General features: G+C 62.5%; 23 protein-coding genes. 14 read left to right on the top strand and 9 right to left on the bottom strand.

The genetic code is table 11. The annotated features are described in order from the left end of the window. Positions 1-57: 57 nt before the first annotated feature. Complete coding sequence (gene fabB, locus AACQ95_RS16535; RefSeq protein WP_043136178.1) at positions 58-1,269, bottom strand: beta-ketoacyl-ACP synthase I; 1,212 nt, start codon at positions 1,267-1,269, stop codon at positions 58-60. Between the two features lie 90 nt (positions 1,270-1,359). Between fabB and mnmC the strand changes: the two genes are divergently transcribed. After that, a complete protein-coding gene (mnmC, locus tag AACQ95_RS16530; RefSeq protein WP_241279089.1) occupies positions 1,360-3,378 on the top strand; it encodes a bifunctional tRNA (5-methylaminomethyl-2-thiouridine)(34)-methyltransferase MnmD/FAD-dependent 5-carboxymethylaminomethyl-2-thiouridine(34) oxidoreductase MnmC in 2,019 nt (672 codons plus the stop codon). 89 nt (positions 3,379-3,467) lie between these two features. On the opposite strand, the gene AACQ95_RS16525 is transcribed toward mnmC, so the two are convergent. Further along, positions 3,468-4,067: a DUF922 domain-containing Zn-dependent protease gene (locus AACQ95_RS16525; protein ID WP_241279088.1), complete on the bottom strand. Its 600-nt coding sequence runs from the start codon at positions 4,065-4,067 to the stop codon at positions 3,468-3,470. Positions 4,068-4,403: 336 nt separating this feature from the next. Between AACQ95_RS16525 and dcuC the strand changes: the two genes are divergently transcribed. The 5 genes from dcuC to AACQ95_RS16500 all read left to right on the top strand — a co-directional run bounded on the left by dcuC (position 4,404) and on the right by AACQ95_RS16500 (position 10,892). Next, the gene (dcuC, locus tag AACQ95_RS16520) at positions 4,404-5,756 is read left to right on the top strand and encodes an anaerobic C4-dicarboxylate transporter DcuC (protein WP_065401788.1); all 1,353 of its coding nucleotides are present in this window, start codon (positions 4,404-4,406) and stop codon (positions 5,754-5,756) included. A gap of 145 nt (positions 5,757-5,901) precedes the next feature. Beyond that, complete coding sequence (locus tag AACQ95_RS16515; RefSeq protein WP_241279087.1) at positions 5,902-7,563, top strand: bifunctional metallophosphatase/5'-nucleotidase; 1,662 nt, start codon at positions 5,902-5,904, stop codon at positions 7,561-7,563. Between the two features lie 181 nt (positions 7,564-7,744). After that, on the top strand, positions 7,745-9,388 hold the full coding sequence (locus tag AACQ95_RS16510) for a hypothetical protein (protein WP_241279086.1): 1,644 nt from the start codon (positions 7,745-7,747) through the stop codon (positions 9,386-9,388). Between the two features lie 150 nt (positions 9,389-9,538). Further along, positions 9,539-10,042 carry a M48 family metallopeptidase gene (locus AACQ95_RS16505; RefSeq protein ID WP_005310875.1) on the top strand — a complete coding sequence of 168 codons (504 nt, stop codon included), beginning with the start codon at positions 9,539-9,541 and terminating at the stop codon, positions 10,040-10,042. A gap of 25 nt (positions 10,043-10,067) precedes the next feature. Beyond that, positions 10,068-10,892 (top strand): DUF2927 domain-containing protein, encoded by an 825-nt coding sequence (locus AACQ95_RS16500; RefSeq protein ID WP_445290538.1) that lies wholly within the window; start codon positions 10,068-10,070, stop codon positions 10,890-10,892. 151 nt (positions 10,893-11,043) lie between these two features. Here AACQ95_RS16500 and AACQ95_RS16495 read toward each other — a convergent pair whose 3' ends face one another. Further along, positions 11,044-11,292, bottom strand: coding sequence for a DinI family protein (locus AACQ95_RS16495; RefSeq protein WP_021140432.1), 249 nt, complete (start codon positions 11,290-11,292; stop codon positions 11,044-11,046). A gap of 277 nt (positions 11,293-11,569) precedes the next feature. Between AACQ95_RS16495 and AACQ95_RS16490 the strand changes: the two genes are divergently transcribed. Then, complete coding sequence (locus AACQ95_RS16490; protein ID WP_241279085.1) at positions 11,570-11,839, top strand: type B 50S ribosomal protein L31; 270 nt, start codon at positions 11,570-11,572, stop codon at positions 11,837-11,839. Then, the gene (gene ykgO, locus AACQ95_RS16485) at positions 11,836-11,961 is read left to right on the top strand and encodes a type B 50S ribosomal protein L36 (RefSeq protein ID WP_005300174.1); all 126 of its coding nucleotides are present in this window, start codon (positions 11,836-11,838) and stop codon (positions 11,959-11,961) included. The genes AACQ95_RS16490 and ykgO overlap by 4 nt, the downstream gene beginning before the upstream one ends. Positions 11,962-12,010: 49 nt before the next feature. Here the strand turns inward: ykgO and AACQ95_RS16480 are convergent, their stop codons facing one another. Further along, complete coding sequence (locus AACQ95_RS16480; RefSeq protein ID WP_241279084.1) at positions 12,011-12,877, bottom strand: pirin family protein; 867 nt, start codon at positions 12,875-12,877, stop codon at positions 12,011-12,013. A 123-nt stretch (positions 12,878-13,000) separates the two neighbouring features. Between AACQ95_RS16480 and AACQ95_RS16475 the strand changes: the two genes are divergently transcribed. Beyond that, positions 13,001-13,906 carry a LysR family transcriptional regulator gene (locus AACQ95_RS16475; RefSeq protein WP_241279083.1) on the top strand — a complete coding sequence of 302 codons (906 nt, stop codon included), beginning with the start codon at positions 13,001-13,003 and terminating at the stop codon, positions 13,904-13,906. 82 nt (positions 13,907-13,988) lie between these two features. Here the strand turns inward: AACQ95_RS16475 and araC are convergent, their stop codons facing one another. From araC to AACQ95_RS16455, 4 genes are all read right to left on the bottom strand, one after another. Continuing rightward, positions 13,989-14,900 carry an arabinose operon transcriptional regulator AraC gene (gene araC, locus AACQ95_RS16470; protein ID WP_347005402.1) on the bottom strand — a complete coding sequence of 304 codons (912 nt, stop codon included), beginning with the start codon at positions 14,898-14,900 and terminating at the stop codon, positions 13,989-13,991. Positions 14,901-15,064: 164 nt separating this feature from the next. After that, positions 15,065-16,066 carry an L-arabinose ABC transporter permease AraH gene (gene araH, locus AACQ95_RS16465; RefSeq protein WP_241279082.1) on the bottom strand — a complete coding sequence of 334 codons (1,002 nt, stop codon included), beginning with the start codon at positions 16,064-16,066 and terminating at the stop codon, positions 15,065-15,067. 50 nt (positions 16,067-16,116) lie between these two features. Continuing rightward, positions 16,117-17,613, bottom strand: coding sequence for an L-arabinose ABC transporter ATP-binding protein AraG (araG, locus tag AACQ95_RS16460; protein ID WP_241279081.1), 1,497 nt, complete (start codon positions 17,611-17,613; stop codon positions 16,117-16,119). Between the two features lie 74 nt (positions 17,614-17,687). Continuing rightward, complete coding sequence (locus AACQ95_RS16455; RefSeq protein WP_011705778.1) at positions 17,688-18,671, bottom strand: arabinose ABC transporter substrate-binding protein; 984 nt, start codon at positions 18,669-18,671, stop codon at positions 17,688-17,690. Positions 18,672-19,032: 361 nt separating this feature from the next. On the opposite strand from AACQ95_RS16455, the gene AACQ95_RS16450 reads away from it, so the two are divergent. From AACQ95_RS16450 to araA, 3 genes are read left to right on the top strand one after another with little or no spacing between them, the layout of a single operon-like run. Further along, positions 19,033-20,724, top strand: a complete 1,692-nt coding sequence (locus AACQ95_RS16450; RefSeq protein ID WP_241279080.1) for a ribulokinase — start codon at positions 19,033-19,035, stop codon at positions 20,722-20,724. Then, entirely contained in the window at positions 20,721-21,419 is a 699-nt protein-coding gene (locus AACQ95_RS16445; RefSeq protein WP_241279079.1) for an L-ribulose-5-phosphate 4-epimerase, read from the top strand. The genes AACQ95_RS16450 and AACQ95_RS16445 overlap by 4 nt, the downstream gene beginning before the upstream one ends. A 13-nt stretch (positions 21,420-21,432) precedes the next feature. Next, positions 21,433-22,932, top strand: a complete 1,500-nt coding sequence (gene araA / locus AACQ95_RS16440) for an L-arabinose isomerase (protein WP_241279078.1) — start codon at positions 21,433-21,435, stop codon at positions 22,930-22,932. A 7-nt stretch (positions 22,933-22,939) separates the two neighbouring features. Here the strand turns inward: araA and AACQ95_RS16435 are convergent, their stop codons facing one another. Then, a complete protein-coding gene (locus tag AACQ95_RS16435) occupies positions 22,940-23,143 on the bottom strand; it encodes a hypothetical protein (protein WP_241279077.1) in 204 nt (67 codons plus the stop codon). Positions 23,144-23,152: 9 nt separating this feature from the next. Here AACQ95_RS16435 and AACQ95_RS16430 point away from each other — a divergent pair, with 9 nt between their 5' ends. Then, a complete protein-coding gene (locus tag AACQ95_RS16430; protein ID WP_241279076.1) occupies positions 23,153-23,713 on the top strand; it encodes a transporter substrate-binding domain-containing protein in 561 nt (186 codons plus the stop codon). 263 nt (positions 23,714-23,976) lie between these two features. After that, positions 23,977-24,693 (top strand): metallophosphoesterase, encoded by a 717-nt coding sequence (locus AACQ95_RS16425; RefSeq protein WP_241279075.1) that lies wholly within the window; start codon positions 23,977-23,979, stop codon positions 24,691-24,693. Positions 24,694-24,731 lie beyond the last annotated feature (38 nt).

Raw genomic sequence — 24,731 nt, 5'->3', positions numbered from 1 at the left:
GCCCAATTGCCAATAAAAAAGGCGCCTTGCGGCGCCTTTTTTCACATCATCGACTCATCAAGCCTTGAACTTGCTGAATACCAGGGAGGCGTTGGTACCGCCAAAGCCGAAGCTGTTGGACATGATGGTATTGAGATCGGCCGCTTCGTACTCGCGTACTATGGGCAGACCTTCAGCCTTCTCGTCCAGGGTCTCGATGTTGATGCTGGGGGCGATAAAGCCATGCTCCATCATCAGCAGGGAATAGACAGCTTCATGCACGCCGGCAGCGCCCAGGGCATGGCCAGTCATCGCCTTGGTGGCGGAGATCTTGGGACCCTTGGTGCCAAACAGAGTCTGGATAGCTTCCAGCTCCTTGGTATCACCGACCGGAGTAGAGGTACCATGGGTGTTGATGTAATCCACCTTGCCAACGCCCTGCATCGCCATCTTCATGCAACGCACGGCGCCTTCACCACTCGGGGCGACCATGTCGTAGCCATCGGAGGTGGCACCGTAACCGGTCAGCTCGGCATAGATGTGAGCACCACGGGCCAGGGCATGTTCCAGCTCCTCGACCACCAGGATGCCGCCGCCACCTGAGATGACGAAACCATCGCGGTCGGCGTCATAGGTACGGGACGCTTTTTCCGGGGTGTCGTTGTACTTGGTGGACAGGGCGCCCATGGCGTCGAACTGTATGGTGGAGGACCAGTCCAGCTCTTCACCGCCGCCGGCGAAGACCACGTCCTGCTTGCCCAGCTGGATCAGTTCCATGGCGTGACCGATGCAGTGAGCAGAGGTGGCGCAAGCGGAACTGATGGAGTAGTTCACACCCTTGATCTTGAACGGCGTAGCCAAGCAAGCGGAGGTGGTGGAAGACATGGTGCGCGGCACCATGTAAGGGCCCACCCGCTTGACGCCTTTCTCGCGGGCAATGTCGCAAGACTCTGAGGTGTTCTTGCCGGAGGCACCACCGGAACCGACCACCAGGCCGGTACGCTCGTTGGAGACCTGATCTTCCGGCAGACCGGCATCTTCGATGGCCTGTTGCATGGAGAGATAGGCATAGGCCGCAGCGTCACCCATGAAACGCATGACTTTACGGTCGATCAGTTCAGACGGCTCGAGTTTGATGTTACCCCAGACACGGCTGCGCAGGTTGTGCTGCTCGAACTGCTCGGAATAGGTGATGCCGGATTTACCTGCTTTCAGGGAGGCCAGCACTTCTTCCTTGTTGTTGCCGATACTGGAGATGACGCCGATACCGGTGATCACTGCTCTTCTCATTAATTCATCTCGTCTGGAAAAACTGGCACCGAGTCTACCCGCTTTCGGCTGCCAAACTGGTCTGCTTTCACGTAGAATGCCCGCGTTCTTATGACGCGAGCAGAGGAAAACGTGAGTCAAACATCCTTACATCATGCCCGATTGGACTGGAATGAAGCGGGAACTCCAGTCTCCAGTGACTTCGGGGATGTGTACTTTTCCAATGATAACGGTCTAAGTGAAACCCGCTACGTCTTTTTGCAGCAAAATCGGTTGCCAGCGCGATTTTCGCACCACGATAGTGACAGTTTCGTGATAGGTGAAACAGGTTTCGGCACAGGCCTTAACTTTCTGGCGACAATGGCCGCCTTCCTGGAACAGGCGCCCCAATCCGGCAACGGCTCGCGCCTGCACTTCATCAGTTTCGAGAAATACCCCCTCACCCAGCGCGATTTGAGCAAGGCGCTGGCGGCCTGGCCCGAGCTTGCTCCCTTGAGCCAGGATCTCATCGCCCAGTGGCCGCAGCCAGTCCAGGGCTGCCATCGCCTGCAGTTTGCCAAGGGCCGCATCCGGCTCGATCTCTGGTTTGGCGACATCAAGGAGATGTTGCCGCAAGTCCCCCATCAGGAGGGCGGGCTGGTGGATGCCTGGTATCTGGATGGCTTCTCCCCCGCCAAGAACCCCGAGATGTGGACGCAAGCGTTGTTCGATGGCCTGGCCCGTCTCGCTCGCCCCGACGCCTCTATTGCCACCTTTACCTGCGCCGGCTTCGTGCGCCGGGGCCTGATTGCCGCCGGCTTTGCCATGAAAAAGGTCAAGGGCCACGGCAGCAAGCGGGAGATGCTGACAGGGGATCGCACCGACAAGCAACCGATGCAGACCATAGCCCCCTGGTATGCCCGCCCCGCAGGCCCGGACGGCGAGGTGCTGATCATAGGTGGCGGCATCGCCTCGGCCATGACGGCGCTCTCGCTGGTGGAGCGGGGCCGCAAGGTGACGATCCTGTGCGAAGGCCACGAGCCCGCCACCGGTGCCTCCGGCAACCGGCAGGGCGCCCTCTATCCCTTGCTCAATGGCGAGCACGATGCGCTGTCGCGCTTCTATTCGCTGGCCTTTGGCTATGCACGCCAGCGGCTGCTGGCCCTGGCCGAGCGCCACCCCATCGCCTTCGATCTGTGCGGCGTGGTGCAGCTGGGCTATGACGATAAATCCAGCGCCAAGCTGGCCAAGATGGGTCAGGGCCCCTTCCCCCCCGAGCTGATACACTCCCTTTCGGCCACAGAGGCCGAACGGATCGCGGGCCTGCCCAGCGGCCATGGCGGCGTCAGCTATCCGCTGGGGGGCTGGCTCTGTCCGGCCGATCTCACCCGCGCGGCCATCAGGGAGGCGCAGGCCAGCGGCCTGCTGCAGGTGGAATATGACGCCCCCATCACGACCATCGATGAGCGAGCGGATGGCTGGCGGGTGGAGAGCGACACCGGCCGCCACTGGCAGGCTCCCATTCTGGTGGTGGCCGCCGGTCACCAGTTGCCCGCCCTGCTGCCCTTTGCCGAGCTGCCGCTCTATCCGGTGCGCGGCCAGGTGAGCCATGTGCCGACCACGGCCAGTTTGAGCCGGCTCAAGACGGTGCTCTGTTACGATGGCTACCTCACCCCCGCGCACAACCACCAGCACTGCATCGGCGCCAGCTACGGCCGCAACCAGAACAGCCTCGAGTTTCGCGCAGAAGAACAGCAGCAGAACCAGGCCAGGCTGCAAGCCTGCCTGCCGGATCAGATCTGGCCAGCCGAAGTGGATATCAGTGGCAATGAGGCGCGGGTGGGTGTGCGCTGCGCCAGTCGGGATCACCTGCCGGTGGTGGGGCCAATCGCCAGATTGGCAAACCTGGCGGATCACTACGCCCAGCTTCAGCGTGATCAGCAAAACGCAGCACCACTGCCGCTGCACCCTGGCCTCTATGTGCTGGGGGCGCTCGGCTCACGGGGCCTCTGCTCGGCACCGCTATGTGGTGAGCTGCTCGCCAGCGAGATCTGTGGCGATCCACTACCGCTATCTGCCGATCTGCTGGAGGCGCTCCATCCGGCGCGCTACTGGGTGCGCAAGCTGCTCAAGGGCAAACCCCTCAACTGACCGCCAGCCCCGGTTGGCGACTCCAGTCCAATAAAAACGGGCTCCCTGATGGGAGCCCGTTTTTATCTCAGTCAACAGCGACCAATGCGCTAGATGCCCTTGGGCCAGATCAGCCCCAATTTGCGGCCGTGATCCGTCTGCTGCTGCAACCGGGTGAAACGCTCGCGCGAGCTGGCCAGCACCCCCTGCCCCTGTTGCCAGGCCTGATATTGCAGGGCGGCGCAATCGCGCTCCACCGGCAGTTGTGCCAGCTGGATGCCAAGCTGGCTGACGCTTTCCAGCAAGATGTCCTTGTGACGACTCTCGTAGTCGAACATGACGGCCACCAGCTTGTCCCACTTCTGGCGCTCGGCGGCGGAGGCCCTGGCCTTGTCCATCCAGTTCGGCACCATCACCTTGATCCGGGTGGTGACCCTGACCTGCTCCAGCGCGCAGCGATCGACCTCGGGGCGGGTCTGCAACTGCCAGGAAAGTTGGTAGCTGGCCATGCCGATATGGCCTCTGGCCTGGGTTTGTCCCTGCTTTGCTATCTGGCGGGCCACGCTGACCACATCCGGTCCAAAAACCCGGTAAAACTGAAAATCAACCTTGATGTCAGGCGCGACCTTGATGCCGGCATAACGGGAACTTTCGGCCCCTGCCGCGGCGGCATACAACAAGGCTGCCACCATGAAAACTTTGCTGACCATTCCCATTTCTGCTGCCTTGACCTCGTTGATGACCGGGGTGTTATTTTAATTAATAATCAACGTATCAATACTCGAAGCAGGAGATTAACCGCGATCCCCGCGACTGTCACCTACTCCCGTCACAAAGCCTAAGTGTCAGGTTGACAAGTCGCAACCCCGCGCCTTCATTGATTTGCAAGCAAGATCACAAGTGATGATGGACATCATGGTGGCTTACCCCTTATTGGATAATAATCACCGAGTTTTATGTCGATACAGTTCGGGATTGGCCAGATTAACCTCCAAGTTGACGCCAAAAATGTATCCACCTTCATTTCGTACTCAGGAACTCACTCTATGATGGAACTCCTTATTGGCACCCTGGTCACCCTGGCCGTGGGTCGCTACATCTTCAAGGGCTACTCGGCCACCGGGGTGCTGCTCAGCGGCGGTCTGCTGCTGCTGACCATTACCGCCCTGATGGGCAAGGCGGTACTGCCTGCCAGCGTCACCTCCACCGGTCACGTGGCCACCGACGTCTTTGAATATGTGCGCTTCCTGCTGGTGGATCGTGGCGGTGGCCTTGGCATGCTGATCATGGTGTTGTGCGGCTTCGCCGGCTACATGAGCCACATAGGCGCCAACACCATCTTGGTGAAGCTGGCCAGCAAGCCGCTCGGCATCATCAAGTCCCCCTACATATTGCTGGTCGCCGCCTATCTGGTGGCCTGCGCCATGTCGCTGGCGGTGAGCTCCGCCACCGGCCTCGGCGTGCTGCTGATGGCCACCCTGTTCCCGCTGATGGTCAACATGGGGATCTCCCGTGGCGCAGCGGCGGCTGTGTGCGCCTCTCCGGCCGCCATCATACTGGCGCCCACCTCGGGGGATGTGGTGATGGCCGCCCAGGCCGCCAACATGGAGCTGCTCGACTTTGCCTTCAAGCTGACCCTGCCCATCTCGCTGGTGGCCATCGCCGCCATGGCGGTGACCCACTTCTTCTGGCAGCGCTATCTGGACCAGAAATCGGGCGAGCACAACGAGCCTGTCGCCCCGAGCGATCTCATCACCGATGCCCCCGGCTTCTACGCCATACTGCCGTTCACCCCCATCATAGGCGTGCTGCTGTTTGACGGAAAACTGGGTCCCAAGCTCGACATAGTGACCATCATCGTCATCTGTCTGGTGCTGGCCGCCCTGCTGGAACTGGTGCGCAAACGCAATGGCAAGGAGTTGCTGGACGGTCTGCAGGTGTGCTGGCGCAGCATGGCTGACGCCTTCGCCGGTGTGGTCATGCTGCTGGTGGGTGCCGGTGTGTTTGCCCAGGGTCTGATGGGGCTCGGCTTCATCGCAAACCTCCTGGATCTGGCCCAGAGCTTTGGCACAGGCGGCATCGTCATCATGCTGGTTCTGGTGGTCATCACCACATTGGCGGCCTTTACCACGGGTTCCGGCAACGCCCCCTTCTACGCCTTCGTGGAGCTGATCCCCCATCTGGCCACCAGTCTTGGCGTCAATCCCGCCTACCTGGTCATTCCCATGCTGCAGGCCTCCAACCTGGGCCGTACCATATCCCCGGTCTCCGGCGTGGTGGTCGCCTGTGCGGGCATGGGCAACCTCTCCCCGTTCGAGGTGGTCAAGCGCACCTCGGTGCCGGTCGCCGTCGGCCTGGTGGTGGTGATCCTCGCCACCCAGATCATGGTCCCCGCCTGACATTCGGCCTGTACCAGCGCGGGGCCTGACCCAGGGCCCCGCCTGATCTGGCGATTGTCTCACCAGCCCGGCGTCCTGCCGGGCTGGTATCTTCCCCCGAGCTTGGAGTAGACTCTGTGCTCTTTTTTCTCTAAGGAGGACCGAGATGAGTATTACGGTTCAACTTGCCCATTTCAGTGACTGCCACTCCCATTTCGATGGCGCCCCCATGCGCTTCTCCCCCGTTGGCGAGTCCGAGTGGCGCACTCAGTGTGGCGGCTATGCCCGCATCCTTTCCCGGCTCACCGCCCTGCGCCAGCAGGCAGACGCGGCGGGTCAGACCTGTCTGTTCCTGCACGGCGGTGACACCTTCCAGGGTTCGCTCTATTTCAACCGATTCAAGGGGCGCGCCAACGCAGATCTGCTGAGCCTGCTGCGACCGGATGCCATGGTGATCGGCAATCACGAGTTCGATCTGGGCAACGGTCCTCTGGTGGAGTTTTTGCGCCAGCTCGACTTCCCTGTGCTGGCCGCCAACCTGGACAGCCGTCAGGAACCGGCCGATGCCCCGTTGCGGCTGAGGGGTCTGCCCATGCTGCATGATGCCAGCCGCCCCTGGCACAAGCGCATCATAGACGGCGTACCCTTCGCCCTGCTCGGCATCACGCTGCCGCAGATGGCCGCCATCGCCAACCCGGATGCCTATACCCATTTTCACGGCATAGAGGAGACCCTGGTTGCTGCGCTGGCGGAGATCAAGGCCGAAGGCATTCACCACATCATCTTGCTGAGCCACCTGGGGCTGGAGCAGGACAAGCGTCTGGCGGCCCTCTTTCCCGAACTCAGCCTCATCATAGGCGGCCACACCCACAGTCAGCTGGGGGATCTGGCGCCACTCGGCCTCGAGAGCGACGGCAGCTATCCGCTGATGGTGAACGAGGTGGCGATATTGCACGCAGCCCACAGCGCGCTCTGTCTCGGGGTGTGCGAGCTGGAATTTGACACCCGTGGCCGGGTGCAACGCAGTCAGGGCCGGCTGGAGTGGCTGCCCTGGCAACCCTGGCCGTTTGCCTCTGTGCCGCCGGCCGGACTGCACTTCTGCGAACCGGCTCCCGCACTGGAGCTGCATCTGACCAAGCGCTACCGGCCCGAGCTCGAGACCATGACCCAGCGCATCGTGACCCGGCTCGCCGGGCCGCTGCACCATCAGCGCCTGCCCGATGCCAATTTGCCCGCCGGCAGCCAGGTTGCCCCCCTGGTGGCCCACGCCATGCTGACCGGCGCCCGCGAGCAGGTCGGTCAGGTGGATTTCGCCCTGCACAACGCCGGGGGCGTGCGCTGCTCCCTCGAACCCGGCCCCTTGAGCGAGGCGGACATCGCCGGTCGCCTGCTGCCCTTTGCCATTCCGCTCACCCTCTATCGGGTGCACGGCCATGAACTGGCCGAGGCGCTGGAGGGGGCCATCGACAACGCCACCAACAACGGCGTGACGGGCAACGGCAGCGGCAGCTTTCCTTATACTGCCGGGGTCCGTTTCAGCTACCAGGCAGACAAGCCCAAGGGGGCCAGGATCACCCGGCTGGCGTGGGAGGCGAGCCCAGGTCAGTGGCAGCCGGTCGAGGCAGATGCCATCTATCGTGGCGTCTCAAGCGCCTATACCGCCTCCGGCAAGGAGGGCTACACGGCGCTGGCCCGCACCCTGACCCAGCACAATCAGGAGCTCGGCATCACGCTGGCGGATGCCTTCATCCGCTGGGCCCGCTATCTGCCCGAGCTGAGTGTCATGCCGCCGCTGCTGGCGTATCAGGGCCCTGGCGTCGTGTCTTGACCCCTAGGGGACTCAGGCCACAGCTTCTGCCACGTTCGTCATGAAAAAGTGCCGCTTTCTTGCCAGAAGGCGGCACTTTTGCAAATTATTTCAAGCACATCTCCCTCGCCCATTGCATAGCGCAGTCAGGCTCGGCAAGATAGGCCCGCTTTCGAGACTTCCCAGCAGGAACAGGTCACCCATGAATCATGCCATCCGTTTTACCCCTCCTCGTGTCAATCCGGGCCTGCGGCCCTTGGTGATCCTGCTCACCGGCCTGCTGGCCTTGCTGTTCTGCCTGCGCAACCCGCTGTTTCATGGCATGGCTCCCGGCTTCGATGCGTCCTTGTTCGCTGTGATGGGCAAGATGTGGAGTGAGGGGGGCGTGCTCTATCGGGACATGATCGACATCAAGGGCCCCATGATCTTCGCCCTCGATGCACTCGGCTACAATCTGGCTGGCTTCTTCGGGATCTGGCTGCTGGAGTGGGCGCTCTGCTGGCTCGGTCTGCTGGCCAGCTGGCAGGCATTCGGCCAGCTCGGCCTCTCCCTGCGCGCCCGCCTAGGCACCATGCTGGCGGTGCTGGCGCTCTACAGCACCCGTTATTACTACGGCAACATGACCGAGGACTGGACCTTCCATCTGGCCCTCCTCGCCCAGTGGGCCTTCATCACCATGCTGCTGGACAAGCGCTTCAGCTGGGGACCGGCTCTGGTGGCGGCGCTGACCTTCGCCATCGTGGCCTGGATGCGCACCAACAACGGCGCCTTCTGGGGCGCCTGGTATCTGGTGCTGTTCTGCCACTGGTGCCTGCGCGAACAGTGGCGCTGCGCCTTCGCCCTGCTGTTCTCCAGCCTGCTGGGACTGGCCCTGATAGGCGGCCCCCTGTTCGCCTACTTCCAGCACCACAGCCTGCTGGCCGAATTCAAGTATTACGCCTTCGACATCTTCTTCGAGGGCAGCTACGGCAACGGCTTCTCGCCGGATGTGGGCAGCGTCGGCCTGCTGCGTACCGGCCTCATCATGCTGCTGCCCGCTTTCATCGTACTCATGATGGGCCGGCGGCAGGAGTGGTATCTGCCCGCCCTGTGCGCCACCCTGTTCGGCGTGGTGTTTACCCTGGTCGCCAACTCCGTCTCCGGCCATGTGTTCGATCACTACGACGTGCTCTATCTGCCGCTGGCCCTGCTGCCGCTGGCCTGCCTGCTGGATCGCAGCGAACAGCAGGCCGATGGCCTCGGCCTGCTCTGCATCTCGCTGGTGGTACTGACCGCCAGCTGGCTGCTGGCCCAGCAGCTCGGTTACGGCTGGAGCACCAAGGAGTGGTCGCTGGAGCGGGTGCGGGAAGTGCTCGGCAACAGCCTGTTGTGGGCCCTGCCGGTGCTGATCCTGGTGCCCCTGTGGCGTGCCTGGGATGTGCGCAGTGCCACCCCCTGGCTCGCCTCGCTGGCCATGCTGGCCCTGCTGCTCAACAACGCCTGGGAAGGCAGCCTGAAGGGCAGGCCGTTCAACCCGCCGGCCCAGGTACGGGTCGATCGGATCAAGGCCGAAACCGGCCCGACCGACAAGATCTGGGTCGATGGCATACAGCCGCAATATTATCTGTGGACCGATCGCCAGCCGGCTTCCGCCTATCTCTTCTTTGCCAACGTCAATCCGCCCTACGACGTGCGTGAACGTGTGCTGGCCGACATCAAGCGCCAGAGTCCCAAGTTCATCATCGCCAAGCCGGAACGGATCGCCGATGAGCTGAAAAAACCGAGCACCCCTTCCAGCCTCGCCTTCTATCAATATCTGGTGAGCCAGTATGAAGAGGTGGACCCGGGCCTCTATCGCAGGCGCTGATCCCGCACCATCGCCAGCAAGGGCCGTCATTGATCACAGTGACGGCCCTTTTGCTTGGACGAACACACGCCGGGAAGGGAGCAAGCCCTACCCAAGCCGAGACAGGATGACTACAATGGCGCTCTTTTTTGATGTGACGAGTGACAAACCATGGTGGAACTGACCTATCTCGGGGGCTACCCGGACCCGCTCAAGGCCCAGGTACAACAGCTGATCGCGGCCGGCAAGCTAGGCGACATGCTGGAGAAACGCTACCCGGACAGCCACCTGATCCAGAGTGACAAGGCGCTGCTGGGTTACACCATGGAGTTGAAGAACCGCTATCTGAAAAGCTCGGCGCCGCTCTCCAAGGTGATCTTCGATGGCAAGATCAACGTGATCAAGGATGCCCTCGGCCTGCACACCTATGTCAGCCGGGTGCAGGGCAACAAGCTCAAGGCCAAGAACGAGATCCGCATCGCCGCCCTGTTCAAGGAGGCTCACCCCGCCTTCCTGAAGATGATAGTGGTGCACGAGCTGGCCCACCTGAAGGAGAAGGATCACAACAAGGCCTTCTACCAGCTCTGCCAGCACATGGAGCCGGACTATCATCAACTGGAGTTTGATCTCAGGCTCTGGCTCACCTGGCGCGATCTTGAGCGTGCCGCACGCTGACCGACTGCCGTTTCAAGGAGGAAACATGATCCCGTTGCGCCATCCGCTGCTGCCCCGTGCCCGCACACTCAAGGGCTGCTTGATGGGCGTGTGGAGCCTGGTGATGCTGCTCCCGTCGCTTCCTCTGCACGCCGCCGAACGCTGGCAGAGCGATGCCTATCTGACCCAGAGCTTCTTCGAAGTCGCCATGAAACGGGAATATGGCCACGAGCAGGGGGTACGCTTCTCCCGCTGGCAGCAGCCCATCCGTCTCAGGCTCATCAACGAATTTGGCGACAAGCCGCTGCAGGCCGAGGTGGTCAAGATCCAGAGCCAGCATCTGGCCAGCATCATAGGCCGCCCCATCACGCTGGTGAACGACAAAGCCAACATCACCCTGATCATGACCCAGCGCTCGCAGATGGCGAGCTGGGCCAGCCGCACCATGGGTCAGGATGCCTCCATCAAGACGGCGCTCAAGGAGGGGCTATGCATGGCCAATTTCGCCACCAATGCCCGCCATGAGATAGCCCGCGCCACCATCATCATTCCGGTGGATTACAGCCGGGCCAAGGGGCGTTTTCTCGATTGCGTGGTGGAGGAACTCACCCAGGTGATGGGGCTGCCCAACGACTCGGACAAGGTATTTCCCTCCATCTTCAACGACAACAGCATCGACAGCTTCCCGACCGGACTAGACTATGTGCTGCTCAAGCTCGCCTACCATCCGGCCCTGCAGGCCGGCATGACGGCCGCCGAGGTGCGCGCCGCCCTGCCCGACGCCATCAAGGCGCTACGCACCCATGGCGAGATAGCCCAGGCCGACCAACGGGTGCAGGTCAACAGCCTCAAGCGCTGGGCCGGGTTGTAAGGCACGGGCTCCCCCTTCCTGTACGCAGTGAACAGGCCAATCCCCCGAGTGCTCAGAAACGAAAAACGCAGCCTAGGGCTGCGTTTTCTCTGATCCGGATTGAGTCATGCTGGCGTCTGTCATACACGACTCACGCGACTGCCAGCGAGCCTCAGGAGGCGGCGTTTTCCGGCATCCAGCTGTCGGCGTTCTCCCACACCTCCTGCACCATTGCCTCTGCCAGCTCCTTGTCTTCCTTGCTGGCACGGCTGACCGTCATCGCCATGGCGCCGCCCGGCGCGACCCGTACATGCAGGTCGGGGAATTTCTCGCCCAACTGCTTGAGCAACTCCTGACGCAGCGCCTCCATGGTGGTGGTAGGGATCTGATGTTTCTTGTCGATGATGATTTCCAGACGCATAGGATAAGTCTCCATGATTTATACCTGTATTTTTATACAGTAAAAATCAAAAGTAAAGGGGGCATTATCTGCTTCCCCAGACAGGCCTTCAATCAAAGTCGCAGCGACGCGGCAGATAACCGGACTTCCCCACTCCCAGGCAGTGCACGCCAGCCGGTTTTTCCTCTATGCCGGCCCGGACCCCAGGTGTCATTCCAAAAATTTGTTGATATTCATTCTCAACAGGAGCATGATTTAATTGTTATAAGATAACATACCAATTCATTGAGCGAGTATCATGCGTCCCGACATACACCCCGAATACCGCCAGGTCCTGTTCCACGACCTGACAGGCAACACCTATTTTCTGGTGGGTTCCACCCTCAAGACAGATCGCACCAAACAGTGGGAAGACGGCAAGACCTACCCCTATGTGACCCTGGATGTCTCCAGCGCGTCACACCCCTTCTACACCGGCAAGCAGAAGCAGGTCAGCAAGGAAGGTCAGGTTGCCCGTTTCGGCCAGCGCTTTGGTCAGTTCTTCAACAAAGGAAAAGACAAGTCATGAAAGTGCTCTCCTCCCTCAAATCAGCCAAGTCGCGCCATCCGGATTGCCAGATTGTTCGCCGCCGCGGCAAGCTGTTCGTGATCTGCAAAAGCAACCCCAGGTTCAAGGCTCGCCAGCGCTGACCGCTGCACAATAAAAACAAGGCCCTCATGCGAGGGCCTTGTCAATTTATCACTCCGGCATCACGCCGAATCTGCCGCTGTTGAAGTCATCGATGGCCTGCACTATCTCCTCCTGGCTGTTCATCACGAAGGGGCCGTGACCCACTATGGGCTCCTCGATGGGCTCACCGCTCAGCAGCAGCACCACAGCCTCGCTGTTTGCCTCGATCATGACCTGGCACCCCGCCCTGTCCAGCACCACCATCTGCGCCTCCCGGGCAATGGCGCTGCCGTTGACCTGTACGGTTCCCTTGAGCACGACGAGCGCGCCGGTCCAGCCTTCGGGCAACTCGAGTGTGCTGATGCCGCCCTGCACCAGCCGCAGATCCCAGACATGCAGCGGGCTGAAGGTACGGGCCGGGCCGCGGTGCCCCTCAAACTCCCCGGCGATGACCCGCACTGTGCCTTCGCCCTTGGCCAGCGCCACCGTTGGAATATCCCGATCGAAGATGGCCTGATAGCCGGGCGGCGTCATCTTGTGCCGGCTGGGCAGGTTCACCCACAGCTGCACCATCTCGAGCTCGCCGCCCGACTCGCTGAAGGCCGGTGCGTGAAACTCCTCGTGCAGGATGCCGGCACCGGCGGTCATCCACTGCACGTCACCCGGGCCTATCACGCCGCCCTGACCGGTCGAATCCCGGTGCGCCACTTCGCCCTTGTAGACGATGGTCACCGTCTCGAAACCGCGATGGGGATGCTGACCCACGCCGCGCGGCTGGCTGGTCGGCGTAAAATTGGCCGGGCCGGCATAGTCGAGCAGCAGGAAGGGGCTCAGTTGCTTGCCGTGGCTGCTGTATGAGAAGAGGGAGCGAACGGGGAAGCCGTCGCCAACCCAGTGAGGGCGGGGTGCGCTGTAGACGCCGAGGATCTTTTTCATCTGTAGCTCCTGAATTATCCGGTGGATTTCATCGTTGGAGACAGCTTAGTTTCGAGACTAATCCATGGGTAGACTGCTAAATTGAGCATCAGCGTCCTATTTTTGGAACGATGAGAGCACCCTATGCAGGATCTGAACGATCTCTACTACTTCGTCCAGGCGGTGGATTACGGCGGCTTTGCCCCCGCCGGACGGGCCATCGGCATGCCGAAATCCCGGCTCAGCCGCCGCATCGCACTGCTCGAAGAGCGGCTCGGCGTGCGCCTGATCCAGCGCTCGACCCGCCAGTTCGCTGTGACCGAGCTGGGCCGCACCTATTACGAGCACTGCAAGGCGATGCTGGTGGAAGCCGAGGCAGCGCAAGCCGCCATCGAGGTGACCCGCGCCGAGCCCTGCGGCCTGATCCGCCTGAGCTGCCCCATCGCCCTGCTGCACACCCATGTCGGCCCCATGCTGGCGGATTTCATGGCGCACCATCCGCAGGTCAGCGTGCAGTTGGAGGGAACAAACCGGCGGGTGGATCTCATCGCAGAAGGGGTGGATGTGGCGATCCGGGTCAGGCCGCCGCCGCTGCAAGACAGCGAGCTGGTGATAAGAGTGCTGGCGGATCGCAGGCAGTGCCTGGTGGCGAGCCCGGCACTCATGGCACAACATGGGTTTCCCGCCGCCCCTTCCGAGCTGAACGGCTGGCCCAGCATGGGATTGGGCACCTTGCAGCAGAGCCATCACTGGTCGCTGTTCGGGCCGGATGATGCCCATGCCAGCGTCGTCCACCAGCCCCGTTTCGTGACCACAGACATGGTGGCACTGCGCAGCGCCGCTCTGGCCGGGGTCGGCGTGGCCCAGTTGCCGCTGTTGATGGTGCGGGAACAGCTGGCCGCCGGTGATCTGGTGCAAGTGGTGCCCGAATGGGAGCCAAGGCCCGAGATCATCCACGCCGTCTTCCCCTCCCGCCGCGGCCTGCTCCCCTCGGTGCGGGCGCTGATCGACTATCTGGTCGAGCGCTTTGCCGCCATTGATGAGGAGTAATGACGCAGCCAGCCCCAAGCGGCCACACAGGCATGCGGTGACAACTCATGAGGCAAAACGAGCCGTATCGTCAAACTAGAGGTCATAGCGGGGTGGCGCATTTGCGGTATTCGGTGGGGCTGACCCCCACCCGCTTTCGAAACACCCGCGAGAAGTAGAGCTGATCGTCATAGCCCACCTGCTGGCCTATGGTGGCCACTGACATGGGGGTGGTCTGCAGCAGCAGCTTGGCCCGCATGATGCGCTGATCCTCGCGCCAGCGCACTATGCTCACCCCCACCTGCTCGCGAAACAGGTGAGCCAGCCGCGAGGGGGACAAAAACACCTGCTCTGCCAGCGCCTCCACCGAGATCTCGGCACAGAGCGACTCGCTCAGGATCTGGCACGCCTGGTGAACTCTGTGATCTATGGTGGGGTAGGCATTGAGGGAGGAGGCCTCGTAGCAACGGATGAGCAGCCGCTCCAGCAGGTTCATGGCCAGCTGCTCCGACATGGGTCTGAGCTGCTGGTGGGTCTCTTCGATGTCGAGGAACAGGGCATCGAACTCGGCGAGCAACTGGCTGTCCGCCAGTTGCAGGCGCCCCACCCGCTCAGTGACCTGCGGCCACTTGAGCCAGTCGGCCCAATAGGCTCTCGGCCGGAAATAGACCCAGCGGTGATACCACTCCCGCGCATCCGGCGCCCGGCCGTAATGGTGCACGGCCGCCGGCGGGAACAGCAGCAAGTCGCCGGGCTCCACCGTGAAGGCCTGATCCCCCTGAAATATCTGCCCCTTGCCCCTGATGGTCAGGTTGACGATGAAGCCCTTCATGCCCAGGGGGCGGTCGATGATGAAGTCGAGTGCACTCCCCTGCTCTATGGGGGTCATACCCGAGACCAGGAAGACGTCGAAGGCGTACCCCGGCAACAGGGGGTTGAGTTGTTTCGGTTTCTCTTTTTGCATCGAGGACATGGCGGAAAACAGCGCTTGGGTAAAAAAATCGGCTTGGGCCATTGTAAAGACTCACCTTGGGAACGCGCCATCCGACGCTCGGCGTCGTGTGAAATTGTTGAACTGGCTCACAATGGCATGGGCCGTGCGCCATGGTGTCACCGGCCATCATGGGACAATCGGCAATCAGGCCCGCAGAATGCGGGCCCGGGCCGGTTGAAGGGAGATTAGACGCGCGCCTTGCGTACCTGCTTGTAGCGGTCGAACAGCACGGCGGCGAGCAGGATGAGACCGCGCACCACGTACTGGGCAAACGGGGATATGTTGAGCAGGTTCATGGCGTTCTCCATCAGTCCCAGGATCAGCACCCCGGCGATGATGTAGGAGATCTTGCCAATCCCCCCCTTCATGGAGACCCCGCCCAGCACGCAGGCGGAGATCACCACCAGCTCGAAACCGATGGAGGTCATCGGCTGGCCCGAGGTCATGCGCGAGGCGAGTATGATGCCGGCGATGGAGGCAATCAGCCCCGTCATGGTGAAGATGATGATCTTGGTGCGCACCACGTTGACCCCGGCGAGGCGCGCGGCCTCCTCGTTGCCCCCCATGGCCAGGGTGTTGCGACCGAAGGTGGTCTTGTTGAGCAGCAGGCCAAACAGCACGAAGCAGAGCGCCGTCAGCCAGACCGGCGTAGGGATCCCGAGCAGGGCTGAGTTGCCGAGCTCGAAGAAGCCCTCTTCCACTATGCCGACCGCCTTGCCGTCCGAGATGATGTAGCCTACCCCGCGCGCCATCTGCATGGTGGCGAGTGTGGTGATGAGGGCGTTGATCTTGAATTTGGCCACCACTATGCCGTTGATGAGGCCAAACAGCACCCCCACCGACATGCCGGCCAGTATGCCGACCGTGATGCTCTCGGTGGCGTTGATGCCCACCGCACAGGCGACGCCCGAGCAGGCCACCACTGAGCCGACCGACATGTCGAACTCGCCGGAGGCGAGGCAGAACAGCATGCCGCAGGCCACCATGCCCGACATGGAGACGGCGAGCCCGAGCCCGCGCATGTTGATCAGGCTGGCGAAGTTGGGTACCAGCACGCAGGCCAGCAGGAACAAGATGGCGAAGATCACCAGCATGCCGTATTGATCCCAGATCCGGGCCAGTTGCACTCTGGAGCCGCTCGTCGCAGAGACGGTCGTGGCCTGACCGACTGAGGTAGTTGTTGTCATGGTATTTCTCCTGAAGTTTCCGGGTGCTATCGCGTTGCAGTCACGGGGGATTAACGGGCCGGCATGGCCAGATTGAGCGCCTTGACCTCGTCGGCCTCATCGTGGGAGAGCTCGCCGGCGAGCTCCCCCTCCCGCATGACCATGATCCGATCCGCAATGCCCAGCACCTCAGGCAGCTCGCTCGAGACCACCACCACGGCGATACCCACCTTGGCCAGATCGTAAATCACGTTGTAAATCTCGTTTTTTGCCCCGACGTCTATGCCGCGGGTCGGCTCGTCGAGCAAGATGACCTTCATGTCTTCGGAGAGCCAGCGCCCCAGAATGGCCTTCTGCTGGTTGCCGCCGGAGAGGTTCATGATGGCCTGATGGGGGGACGGGGTCTTGACCCGCATGTCGCGGATCCTGAGCCTGGCGTTCTCATCCTCCCATTTCTGGTTGATCCAGAAGCCCCCCCACGCCTTGTGGCGGCGGGCGCTGATGTTGATGTTCTCCTGCACCGAGTGGATGGGGATGATGCCGAGCGCCTTGCGGTCTTCGGTACAGAGCATGATGCCGCTGTGAATGGCATCGATGGGGTTGCGGATGGGCACCGGTTTGCCGAACACGGCAATCTCGCCCCCACGCGCCTTCTCGGCGCCGAAGATGAGCTTCATCAGCTCGCTGCGACCAGCTCCCACCAGCCCGAAGATGCCGAGGATCTCCCCCCGTTTCACCTCAAACGAGATGGGCGCCTTGAGGCCAGGTCCCATCAGGTTCTCCACCTTGAGGCCCGCCTCGCCGAGCGGCCTTGGGCTGTAACCATAGATGTCGGTCAGCTCGCGCCCCACCATGGTCTTGACCAGCAGATCCCGGCTGACCTCTGCCATGGAGGCGAAGGTGCGCACGAACTGGCCATCCTTGAAGACGGTGATGGCGTCGCACAGGGCGAAGATCTCGTCCATGCGATGGGAGACGTAGAGAATGACCTTGCCCTCGTCGCGCAGCTGACGGATGACTCTAAACAGCTGCTCAATCTCGCGGGACGAAAGGCTGCTGGTCGGCTCGTCGAAGGCGATGACGCTGGCATCCCGGGTCAGGGCCTTGGCGATCTCCACCATCTGCCATTGCCCGAGCGACAGGTACTTGAGCGGCGTCTCGGGGGAGACATCCATGCCGAGGCGCGCCAGCTGCCTGGCCGCATCCTGATAGAGCTTCTCCCGGTCGATGACTCCGCGCCGGGTCGGCAGCTGACCGAGGTAGATGTTCTCGGCGATGGTCATCTCGGGCACCAGGTGCAACTCCTGATAGATGATGGCGATCCCGCACTCCAGCGCATCGACCGTGCTCTGAAAGACCCGCTCCTGGCCGGCCAGCTTCACCACCCCTGTGGTGGGGGCCTGAAAGCCGCTCAGGATCTTGAGCAGGGTGGATTTGCCCGCGCCGTTCTCCCCCATCAGCGCATGCACCGAGCCCTGCTGGCAGGAGAAGGAGACGTTTTGCAGCGCCTTGACGCCTGGAAACTCCTTGCTGATGCCGCAAAACTCCAGATAAGGAACTTGATTCATGTGTTCACTCCAGCCAACCGGCATGACGCCACTGCGTCATGCCGGTATCGATGTCAGGGGTTGGACGGCGCCTGTCACAGACCTTTCTTCTGCAACTCGACCTTGAAGTTGTCGCGGGTGATGAGCACAACATCGGTCACCTCGGTGAACTTGGCCGGCTCTGCGCCATTGACCACCCAGTCATGGAGCATCTGGATGCTCTTGTAACCGTGCACGTCCGGGCTTGGCAGCAGGGAGCCGAGGAAGCCGGTGGCGCTGGACTTGGAGAGCTCGTTCACCGCATCCACCCCGTTGATGCCGATGCCGATGACGTTCTCGGCCTTGAAGCCCTGCCCTTCGGTCGCGCGCACGCCGCCGAGCACAGTGTTGTCATTCATGCCGACGATGAGCCAGTTCTTCACCTCGGGGTGCTGCACCAGCATGGAGTTGGCGGCATCCAGCGCCCCCGGAATGTCGTTGGCCTTGGTGGGTGAGCGGTAGATCTGCCCCTCGGGGAAACCGGCGGCCTTGAGCGCGCTCAAGGAGCCCTCGACCCGGCGACGGGCGGTGTCGAGCTCGTCGGCGGTGATGGCGAGCACCCCGGTCGCCTTCACGTCCCACTGACGCTTTTGCATCTCCTTGTAGAGCTCCTGGCCCTGGCGTTCACCAATCTTGGTGGCGGCCATCATCACCAGCGGCACCTGCTCCATGGGCTGGCCCTTGGCGTTGACGAACTGGTCATCCACAGTGATGACCTTCAGATCCATGCTGTTGGCCTTGGCCATGATGGCGGCCCCGAGCTTGGGATCCGGGGTACAGATGACGAAGCCCTTGGCGCCATTGGCCGCCAGGCTGTCGATGGCATTGAGGGTCTTTTCGCCATCGGGGACGGCTATCTTGATCACCTCGAAACCGAGATCCTTGCCCGCCTTGTCGGCGAAGTTCCATTCGGTCTGGAACCAGGGCTCCTCCGGCTGCTTGACCAGATAACCCAGCTTCAGCGCCTCGGCCGAGAAAGCAGAATTTGCCATACCGAGGGCAAACCCCATTGCGATCATGCTGTTAACGATTTTGTTCATGCGAGTGTCTCCAGGTGTTCTATCAATCCATGTATCCACGCAGTGCTGCTCCTTGAGTCAATCAAGTCGCAGCCATATAAAAACATGCTTAAACAGGACGTTATTGTTGTTGCTAGTTGAGCGAACCAAGTTGTAATCGTTTTCACATGGAAAAATGGAGAGCAGGATCACGCCATGAAATTGCAGCCGTTTTGTCTATGTTTTCAGCAAAATAATCACATAGCCGATCTTCGATGGCCGTCACCCTCTTGCTGGCATAGCGTTTAAATCCATATTTCCAGCAGCCAATGGCTAACCGCCCGTGCGGTCCATCTCCTATGGTTCCTCACCAGTCACCCCTCATTGATGGTCAGGAGCACTTATGTCTGAGCACCCCAGGTCCGAGCAGATCACCATCGGACTCGATTTCGGCAGCGATTCGGTCAGGGCACTCGCCGTGCGCTGCCAGGACGGCGCCGAGCTGGCAACCCAGGTCGTCTATTACCCGCGCTGGCAGGCCGGTCGTTACTGCCAGCCGGTCACCAACCAGTTCCGCCACCACCCCCTCGACTATCTGGAATCCATGGAGCAGGCGGTGGTGGCAGTGGTGAGCCAGCTCACCCCGAGTCAGCGCGCCGCCGTGCGTGGCATAGGGGTGGACAGCACAGGCTCCACGCCGGCCCCCATCGACAAGGAGGGGCGTGTGCTGGCCCTGCGCCCGGAGTTTGCCGACAACCCCAACGCCATGTTCGTGCTGTGGAAGGATCACACCGCCATCGAGGAGGCCGAGGCCATCACGGCGCTGTGCCACGGCGGCCAGTTCCCGGACTACAGCCGCTACATAGGCGGGGTCTACTCCTCCGAGTGGTTCTGGGCCAAGATACTGCACGTCTCCCGCAGTGACGCGGCGGTGCGCGCCACCGCCTGCAACTGGGTCGAGCTGTGTGACTGGGTCCCCGCCATCCTGAGCGGCACCCAGGCCCCGGCCGACATCCGACGCGGACGCTGCGCCGCCGGCCACAAGTCCCTCTGGCACCCGAGCTGGGGCGGCCTGCCCCCCGCCGATTTTCTCAACGCGCTGGATCCGCTGTTGACCCAGGAGCTCGACTACCCGCTCTTTACCGACAGCTGGACCGCCGATCTGCCGGTCGGCACCCTGACCCCCGAGTGGGCGGAGCGACTGCACCTCTCCTGCGAGGTGGTGATCGCCGGCGGCGCCTTTGACTGCCACATGGGCGCGGTGGGGGCCGGGGCCGGCAACAATGCGCTGGTCAAGGTAATAGGCACCTCCACCTGCGACATCCTGATCGCCGACGAGGCCACCATAGGTGATCGCGCCATTGCCGGGATCTGCGGCCAGGTGGACGGCAGCGTGGTGCCGGGTATGGTGGGGCTGGAAGCGGGACAATCAGCATTCGGCGACATCTATGCCTGGTATCAGCGCCAGCTCGGCTGGCCGCTGGAGAGCCTCGCCGCCCAGTACCCCGAGCTGCGCACCGCCATCGAGGCCCACAAGCGGGAGCTGCTGCCAAGCCTCGCCGCCGCCTGGGAGCAGCAGCGCGATCTGGCCCACCTGCCGGTGGTGCTCGACTGGTTCAACGGTCGCCGCACCCCTTACGCCAACCAGCGCCTGCAAGGCACCCTCACCGGGCTCAACCTCGGCACCGATGCACCCGATCTGTTCGGTGCCCTGGTGGCCTCCACCGCCTTCGGGGCCCGCAGCATCATGGAGTGCATGACCCACCAGCAGGTGCCGGTGGAGCAGGTGATCGCCCTTGGCGGCATAGCCCGCAAGTCGGCCACAGTGATGCAGACCTGCGCCGACGTGATGAACAGGCCCATCCAGGTGGTGGCCTCGGATCAGTGCTGCGCCCTGGGGGCGGCCATCTTTGCCGCCGTGGCGGCCGGGATCCACGCCGATGTGGCCAAGGCCCAGCGCCACATGGCAAGCGCCGTGGAGCGCACCCACCAGCCTGACCCTGAGCGTGTCGTCGAATACGAGCGCCTCTACCAGCGCTACCTCGCCTGGGGCGCCGCCGCCGAGCCGCTCTACAACCGGGGAGCACAGGCATGAACCTCAAGACGCTCAAGGAACAGGTGCTCGTCGCCAACCTGGATCTGCCGCGCCACGCGTTGGTGACCTTCACCTGGGGCAACGTCAGCGGCATCGACAGAGAGCGCAATCTGGTGGTGATAAAGCCGAGCGGCGTCAGCTACGAGCGGATGCAGGCCGAGGACATGGTGGTGCTGGATCTGGCCGGCAAGCAGCTGGAAGGCGCCTTGCGCCCCTCCTCCGACACCGCCACCCACCTGGTGCTTTATCGCGCCTATCCGGAGCTTGGCGGCGTGGTGCACACCCACTCCACCCACGCCACCGCCTGGGCCCAGGCAGGGCGCCCCATTCCCATTTTCGGCACCACCCAGGCCGACTACTTCCACGGCGAGATCCCCTGCTCGCGCCTGCTCACCCCGGGTGAGGTGGAGGAGGATTACGAGGGGCTGACCGGTCATCTCATCGTTGAGACCCTCAAGCAGACCCCCATCCTCACCATGCCGGGGGTGCTGGTGGCCAACCACGGCCCCTTCAGCTGGGGCAAGAGCGCCGAGGACGCAGTACACAACGCCGTGGTGCTGGAAGAGGTGGCCCGCATGGCCTGGCTCACCGGCCAGATCAACCCCGCAGCCCGCCCCCTGCCCGATTACCTGCTGGAGAAGCACTACCAGCGCAAACATGGCAAACACGCCTATTACGGCCAGACAAAAGCATAAAGAGGACACCAAGATGGAATTGATGAAACAGCTGGAAGTGTGGTTCCTGGTCGGCAGCCAGCACCTGTATGGCGCCGCCACCCTGAAGCAGGTGGCCGATCACGCCCACACTATCACCAGCCAGCTCAACGAGCGCGCCGGCCTGCCGGTCAAGATAGTGCTCAAGCCCACCGGCACCACCCTCGACGAGATAAGCGCGGTAGCTCGCGATGCCAACCACGACCAGCGCTGCATCGGGCTCATGGTGTGGATGCACACCTTCTCCCCCGCCAAGATGTGGATCCCGGCCCTCAGCCAGTTGCAAAAACCCCTGTTGCAGTTCCACACCCAGTTCAACCGGGATCTGCCCTGGAGCGAGATCGACATGGACTTCATGAACCTGAACCAGACCGCCCACGGCGGCCGTGAGTTCGGCTTCATGGGGGCCCGGCTGCGGCTGCCACGCACCGTGGTGGTCGGTCACTGGCAGGATGAAGAGGCCCACCGCAAGCTGGGCAACTGGATGCGCGTCGCCGCCGCCATTCACGACAGCCGCCACCTGAAGATCGCTCGCTTTGGCGACAACATGCGCAACGTGGCGGTCACCGAGGGCGACAAGATTGAGGCCCAGATCCAGTTCGGCTATCAGGTAAACTACCACCCGGTCGGCGATCTGGTGAAGGTCATCGACGCCGTGCCAGCAAGCGACATCGAGACGCTGCTGGCCGAATACGAAGAAACCTACACCCTGACCGAGGCGGTGCAGGCGGGCGGGCCGCTTCGCACCTCCCTCTATGAAGCGGCGCGCCAGGAATTGGGGATGAAGAAATTCCTCACTGACGGCGGCTTTGGCGCCTTCACCACCACCTTTGAAGATCTCCATGGCCTGCACCAGCTGCCGGGGCTCGCCTGTCAGCGCCTGATGCAGCAAGGCTTCGGTTTCGGGGCGGAGGGGGACTGGAAGACCGCAGCCCTGCTGCGCACTCTCAAGGTGATGGGGCATGGTCTTGCGGGCGGCACCTCCTTCATGGAGGACTACACCTACCACCTGGAGGCGGGCAACAACCTGGTGCTGGGGGCCCATATGCTGGAGGTGTGCCCCTCCATCGCCGCCGACAAACCCGTGCTGGACGCCCAGCATTTAGGGATAGGCAAGAAGGCCGATCCGGCCCGCCTGCTGTTTGCAGCCCCCGTCGGCAAAGCGGTCAATGCCAGCCTCATCGATCTCGGCAACCGCTTCCGCCTAGTGGTCAATCAGCTGGAGGTGGTGGATTTGCCAGAGGCCATGCCCAAGCTGCCCGTCGCCAGCGCACTGTGGAACCCCATGCCGGACCTGCAAACCAGCGCCGAGGCCTGGATCCTGGCGGGCGCCGCCCACCACTCTGTGTTCACCCAATCGGTGGATATAGCGCAGCTGCGCACCTTCGCCGACCTCATGGGCATAGAGTTAGTGGTGATCGACGAGCACACCCGGATCCCCGAGCTCAAGCAGAGCCTGCAGTGGAACGAGGTCTACTACAAGATCTGCCGCTAACGCCTTCTTAGGCCAGCGGCCACCAGCATGACAACAGCCCCGCCAGCGGGGCTGTTGCTTTGCTTGCGCGGACAGATGTCACCCCGCCAGACGAGGCGCTGACAGCGATCAGGGCGCTGACCCCCTCCCCCATGCGAGCCAGTCCCTCTCCGATGAAGGGCAGCAGCCGCTCGGCGGCCGGGGTCAGGCTCAGGCAGCGGGGGCCGCGCACGAACAGCAGATGACCGAGGCGGGCCTCCAGCTGGGCAAGTACGACGCCATCATGTCCTCCATGAACATCACAGACGAGCGGCGCCAGAAGGTGGACTTCAGCCAGGTCTATTACATGATGCAGAACCGCTTCGTGGGGCGCAGCGACAAGGCCACCACCTTCGCCGACGACCAGGCGCACTTCAAGGACAAGGTGATAGCGGTGCAGGAGGGGACGCCCCAGGACAACTTCATCACCGCCCGTTACGGGGAGGTGGCCAAGATCAAGCGCTACGTCAACGCCCAGTCCCCCATGCTGGATCTGCAGTCCGGCCGCGCCGATTACACCTTCGGCAACATAGTGCAGCTGAAGGTCGTCTTCCTCGACAAGGAGATGGGCAAGCAGTTCGCCTTCGTCGGCCCCCAGTTCAACGGCACCCAGGACAAGACCCTGGGTGAAGGGGTGGCGGTGGCGCTGCGCAAGAACGACGCCAAGCTCAAGGGCCAATTCGATGCCGCCATCGACAGCGTCAAGGCCGATGGCACCTTCGACCAGTTGCTCAAGAAGTACCAGCTCGAAGACCTGCTCTGATCCCGACGCCGGGCATCCGTCAGGCCATACCTTGCATGCCAGTCGACACCAACTGGCATTTTTTACCCGGGTTCTGCCGGCAACGCGGCAAACCGCCCTCCTTTATGCGGCCGCCTGTCACCTCGACGGGGGAGAGCCTCCCCCACCTGCCTCTACTATGGCGAGGCAGAGCATGCCATGCTGCACTTGTCCACGAGCCCCCGATCCCCCATCGGTCATCCGGCGGCGCCGCGAGCCGGTCACACCAGACAAGGAGGCAAGCCATGAACCCGTCCCCGCTGATCAGACGCTTCGCCCGCAATTCTCTGGGGCGGGATCTCGCCGTCGGCGATATCCACGGCTACTTTTCGCGGCTGGAACAGACCCTGAACCAGGCGGGATTCGATCCCGCTCGGGATCGCCTCTTCTCAGTGGGGGATCTGACGGATCGCGGCCCCGACTGCCCCCAGGTGCTCGAGTGGCTGGCCAAGCCCTGGTTTCACCCTGTCTGTGGCAATCACGACGACTACGTCTGCCGTTACGAGAGCTGCGATCGGGAGAACTGGATCCAGAACGGCGGCGGCTGGTTTCAGCAGCTGACCCCGGACGAGCAGAGGGCGTTCGCCGCCCACTACCGCACCCTGCCTATCGCCATCGAGGTGGCCACTCCGGCCGGCCCGGTCGGGCTGCTCCACGCCGATTGCCCCTTCTCCTCCTGGCAGGGGCTGCTGGACCAACTGGATGCGGGGGTAAGCGGCGGCCAGCTTAGGGCCATCAAGAACGTCTGCCTCTGGTCAAGGCGCCGCATCGAGGGGCTGGACGAGAGCGGCGTCGAGGATCTTGTCGCCCTGGTGGTGGGCCACACCCCTGTGGGCCGCCCGGCCCGCCTTGGCAATGTCTACTACATAGACACAGGCGGCTGGTATCCCGACGAAGGCGGCTTCTTCACCTTGCTGGACCTGCACACCCTGATGCCGTTGCCCCCGGGTACAGCCCGATAAGCCCCCATCCAGCCGCAATCATGCACAGCCCCCCTGGG

This window comes from Aeromonas sp. MR19, assembly GCF_963899305.1.
GTDB classification, from domain to species: domain Bacteria; phylum Pseudomonadota; class Gammaproteobacteria; order Enterobacterales; family Aeromonadaceae; genus Aeromonas; species Aeromonas bestiarum.
This window is presented reverse-complemented; position numbering and strand designations above follow the sequence as displayed.

Excerpts from the sequence above, each read along its gene's own strand:
- AACQ95_RS16425 (WP_241279075.1), top strand. The coding sequence starts at position 23,977 with ATGAACCCGTCCCCGCTGATCAGACGCTTCGCCCGCAATTCTCTGGGG.
- AACQ95_RS16445 (WP_241279079.1), top strand. The coding sequence starts at position 20,721 with ATGAACCTCAAGACGCTCAAGGAACAGGTGCTCGTCGCCAACCTGGAT.
- dcuC (WP_065401788.1), top strand. The coding sequence starts at position 4,404 with ATGATGGAACTCCTTATTGGCACCCTGGTCACCCTGGCCGTGGGTCGC.
- AACQ95_RS16490 (WP_241279085.1), top strand. The coding sequence starts at position 11,570 with ATGCGTCCCGACATACACCCCGAATACCGCCAGGTCCTGTTCCACGAC.
- AACQ95_RS16455 (WP_011705778.1), bottom strand. The coding sequence starts at position 18,671 with ATGAACAAAATCGTTAACAGCATGATCGCAATGGGGTTTGCCCTCGGT.
- AACQ95_RS16515 (WP_241279087.1), top strand. The coding sequence starts at position 5,902 with ATGAGTATTACGGTTCAACTTGCCCATTTCAGTGACTGCCACTCCCAT.
- fabB (WP_043136178.1), bottom strand. The coding sequence starts at position 1,269 with ATGAGAAGAGCAGTGATCACCGGTATCGGCGTCATCTCCAGTATCGGC.
- araA (WP_241279078.1), top strand. The coding sequence starts at position 21,433 with ATGGAATTGATGAAACAGCTGGAAGTGTGGTTCCTGGTCGGCAGCCAG.
- AACQ95_RS16510 (WP_241279086.1), top strand. The coding sequence starts at position 7,745 with ATGAATCATGCCATCCGTTTTACCCCTCCTCGTGTCAATCCGGGCCTG.
- mnmC (WP_241279089.1), top strand. The coding sequence starts at position 1,360 with ATGACGCGAGCAGAGGAAAACGTGAGTCAAACATCCTTACATCATGCC.
- AACQ95_RS16500 (WP_445290538.1), top strand. The coding sequence starts at position 10,068 with ATGATCCCGTTGCGCCATCCGCTGCTGCCCCGTGCCCGCACACTCAAG.
- AACQ95_RS16495 (WP_021140432.1), bottom strand. The coding sequence starts at position 11,292 with ATGCGTCTGGAAATCATCATCGACAAGAAACATCAGATCCCTACCACC.
- ykgO (WP_005300174.1), top strand. The coding sequence starts at position 11,836 with ATGAAAGTGCTCTCCTCCCTCAAATCAGCCAAGTCGCGCCATCCGGAT.
- AACQ95_RS16480 (WP_241279084.1), bottom strand. The coding sequence starts at position 12,877 with ATGAAAAAGATCCTCGGCGTCTACAGCGCACCCCGCCCTCACTGGGTT.
- araH (WP_241279082.1), bottom strand. The coding sequence starts at position 16,066 with ATGACAACAACTACCTCAGTCGGTCAGGCCACGACCGTCTCTGCGACG.
- AACQ95_RS16430 (WP_241279076.1), top strand. The coding sequence starts at position 23,153 with ATGACCGAGGCGGGCCTCCAGCTGGGCAAGTACGACGCCATCATGTCC.
- araC (WP_347005402.1), bottom strand. The coding sequence starts at position 14,900 with ATGGCCCAAGCCGATTTTTTTACCCAAGCGCTGTTTTCCGCCATGTCC.
- AACQ95_RS16475 (WP_241279083.1), top strand. The coding sequence starts at position 13,001 with ATGCAGGATCTGAACGATCTCTACTACTTCGTCCAGGCGGTGGATTAC.
- AACQ95_RS16505 (WP_005310875.1), top strand. The coding sequence starts at position 9,539 with ATGGTGGAACTGACCTATCTCGGGGGCTACCCGGACCCGCTCAAGGCC.
- AACQ95_RS16450 (WP_241279080.1), top strand. The coding sequence starts at position 19,033 with ATGTCTGAGCACCCCAGGTCCGAGCAGATCACCATCGGACTCGATTTC.
- AACQ95_RS16525 (WP_241279088.1), bottom strand. The coding sequence starts at position 4,067 with ATGGTCAGCAAAGTTTTCATGGTGGCAGCCTTGTTGTATGCCGCCGCG.
- araG (WP_241279081.1), bottom strand. The coding sequence starts at position 17,613 with ATGAATCAAGTTCCTTATCTGGAGTTTTGCGGCATCAGCAAGGAGTTT.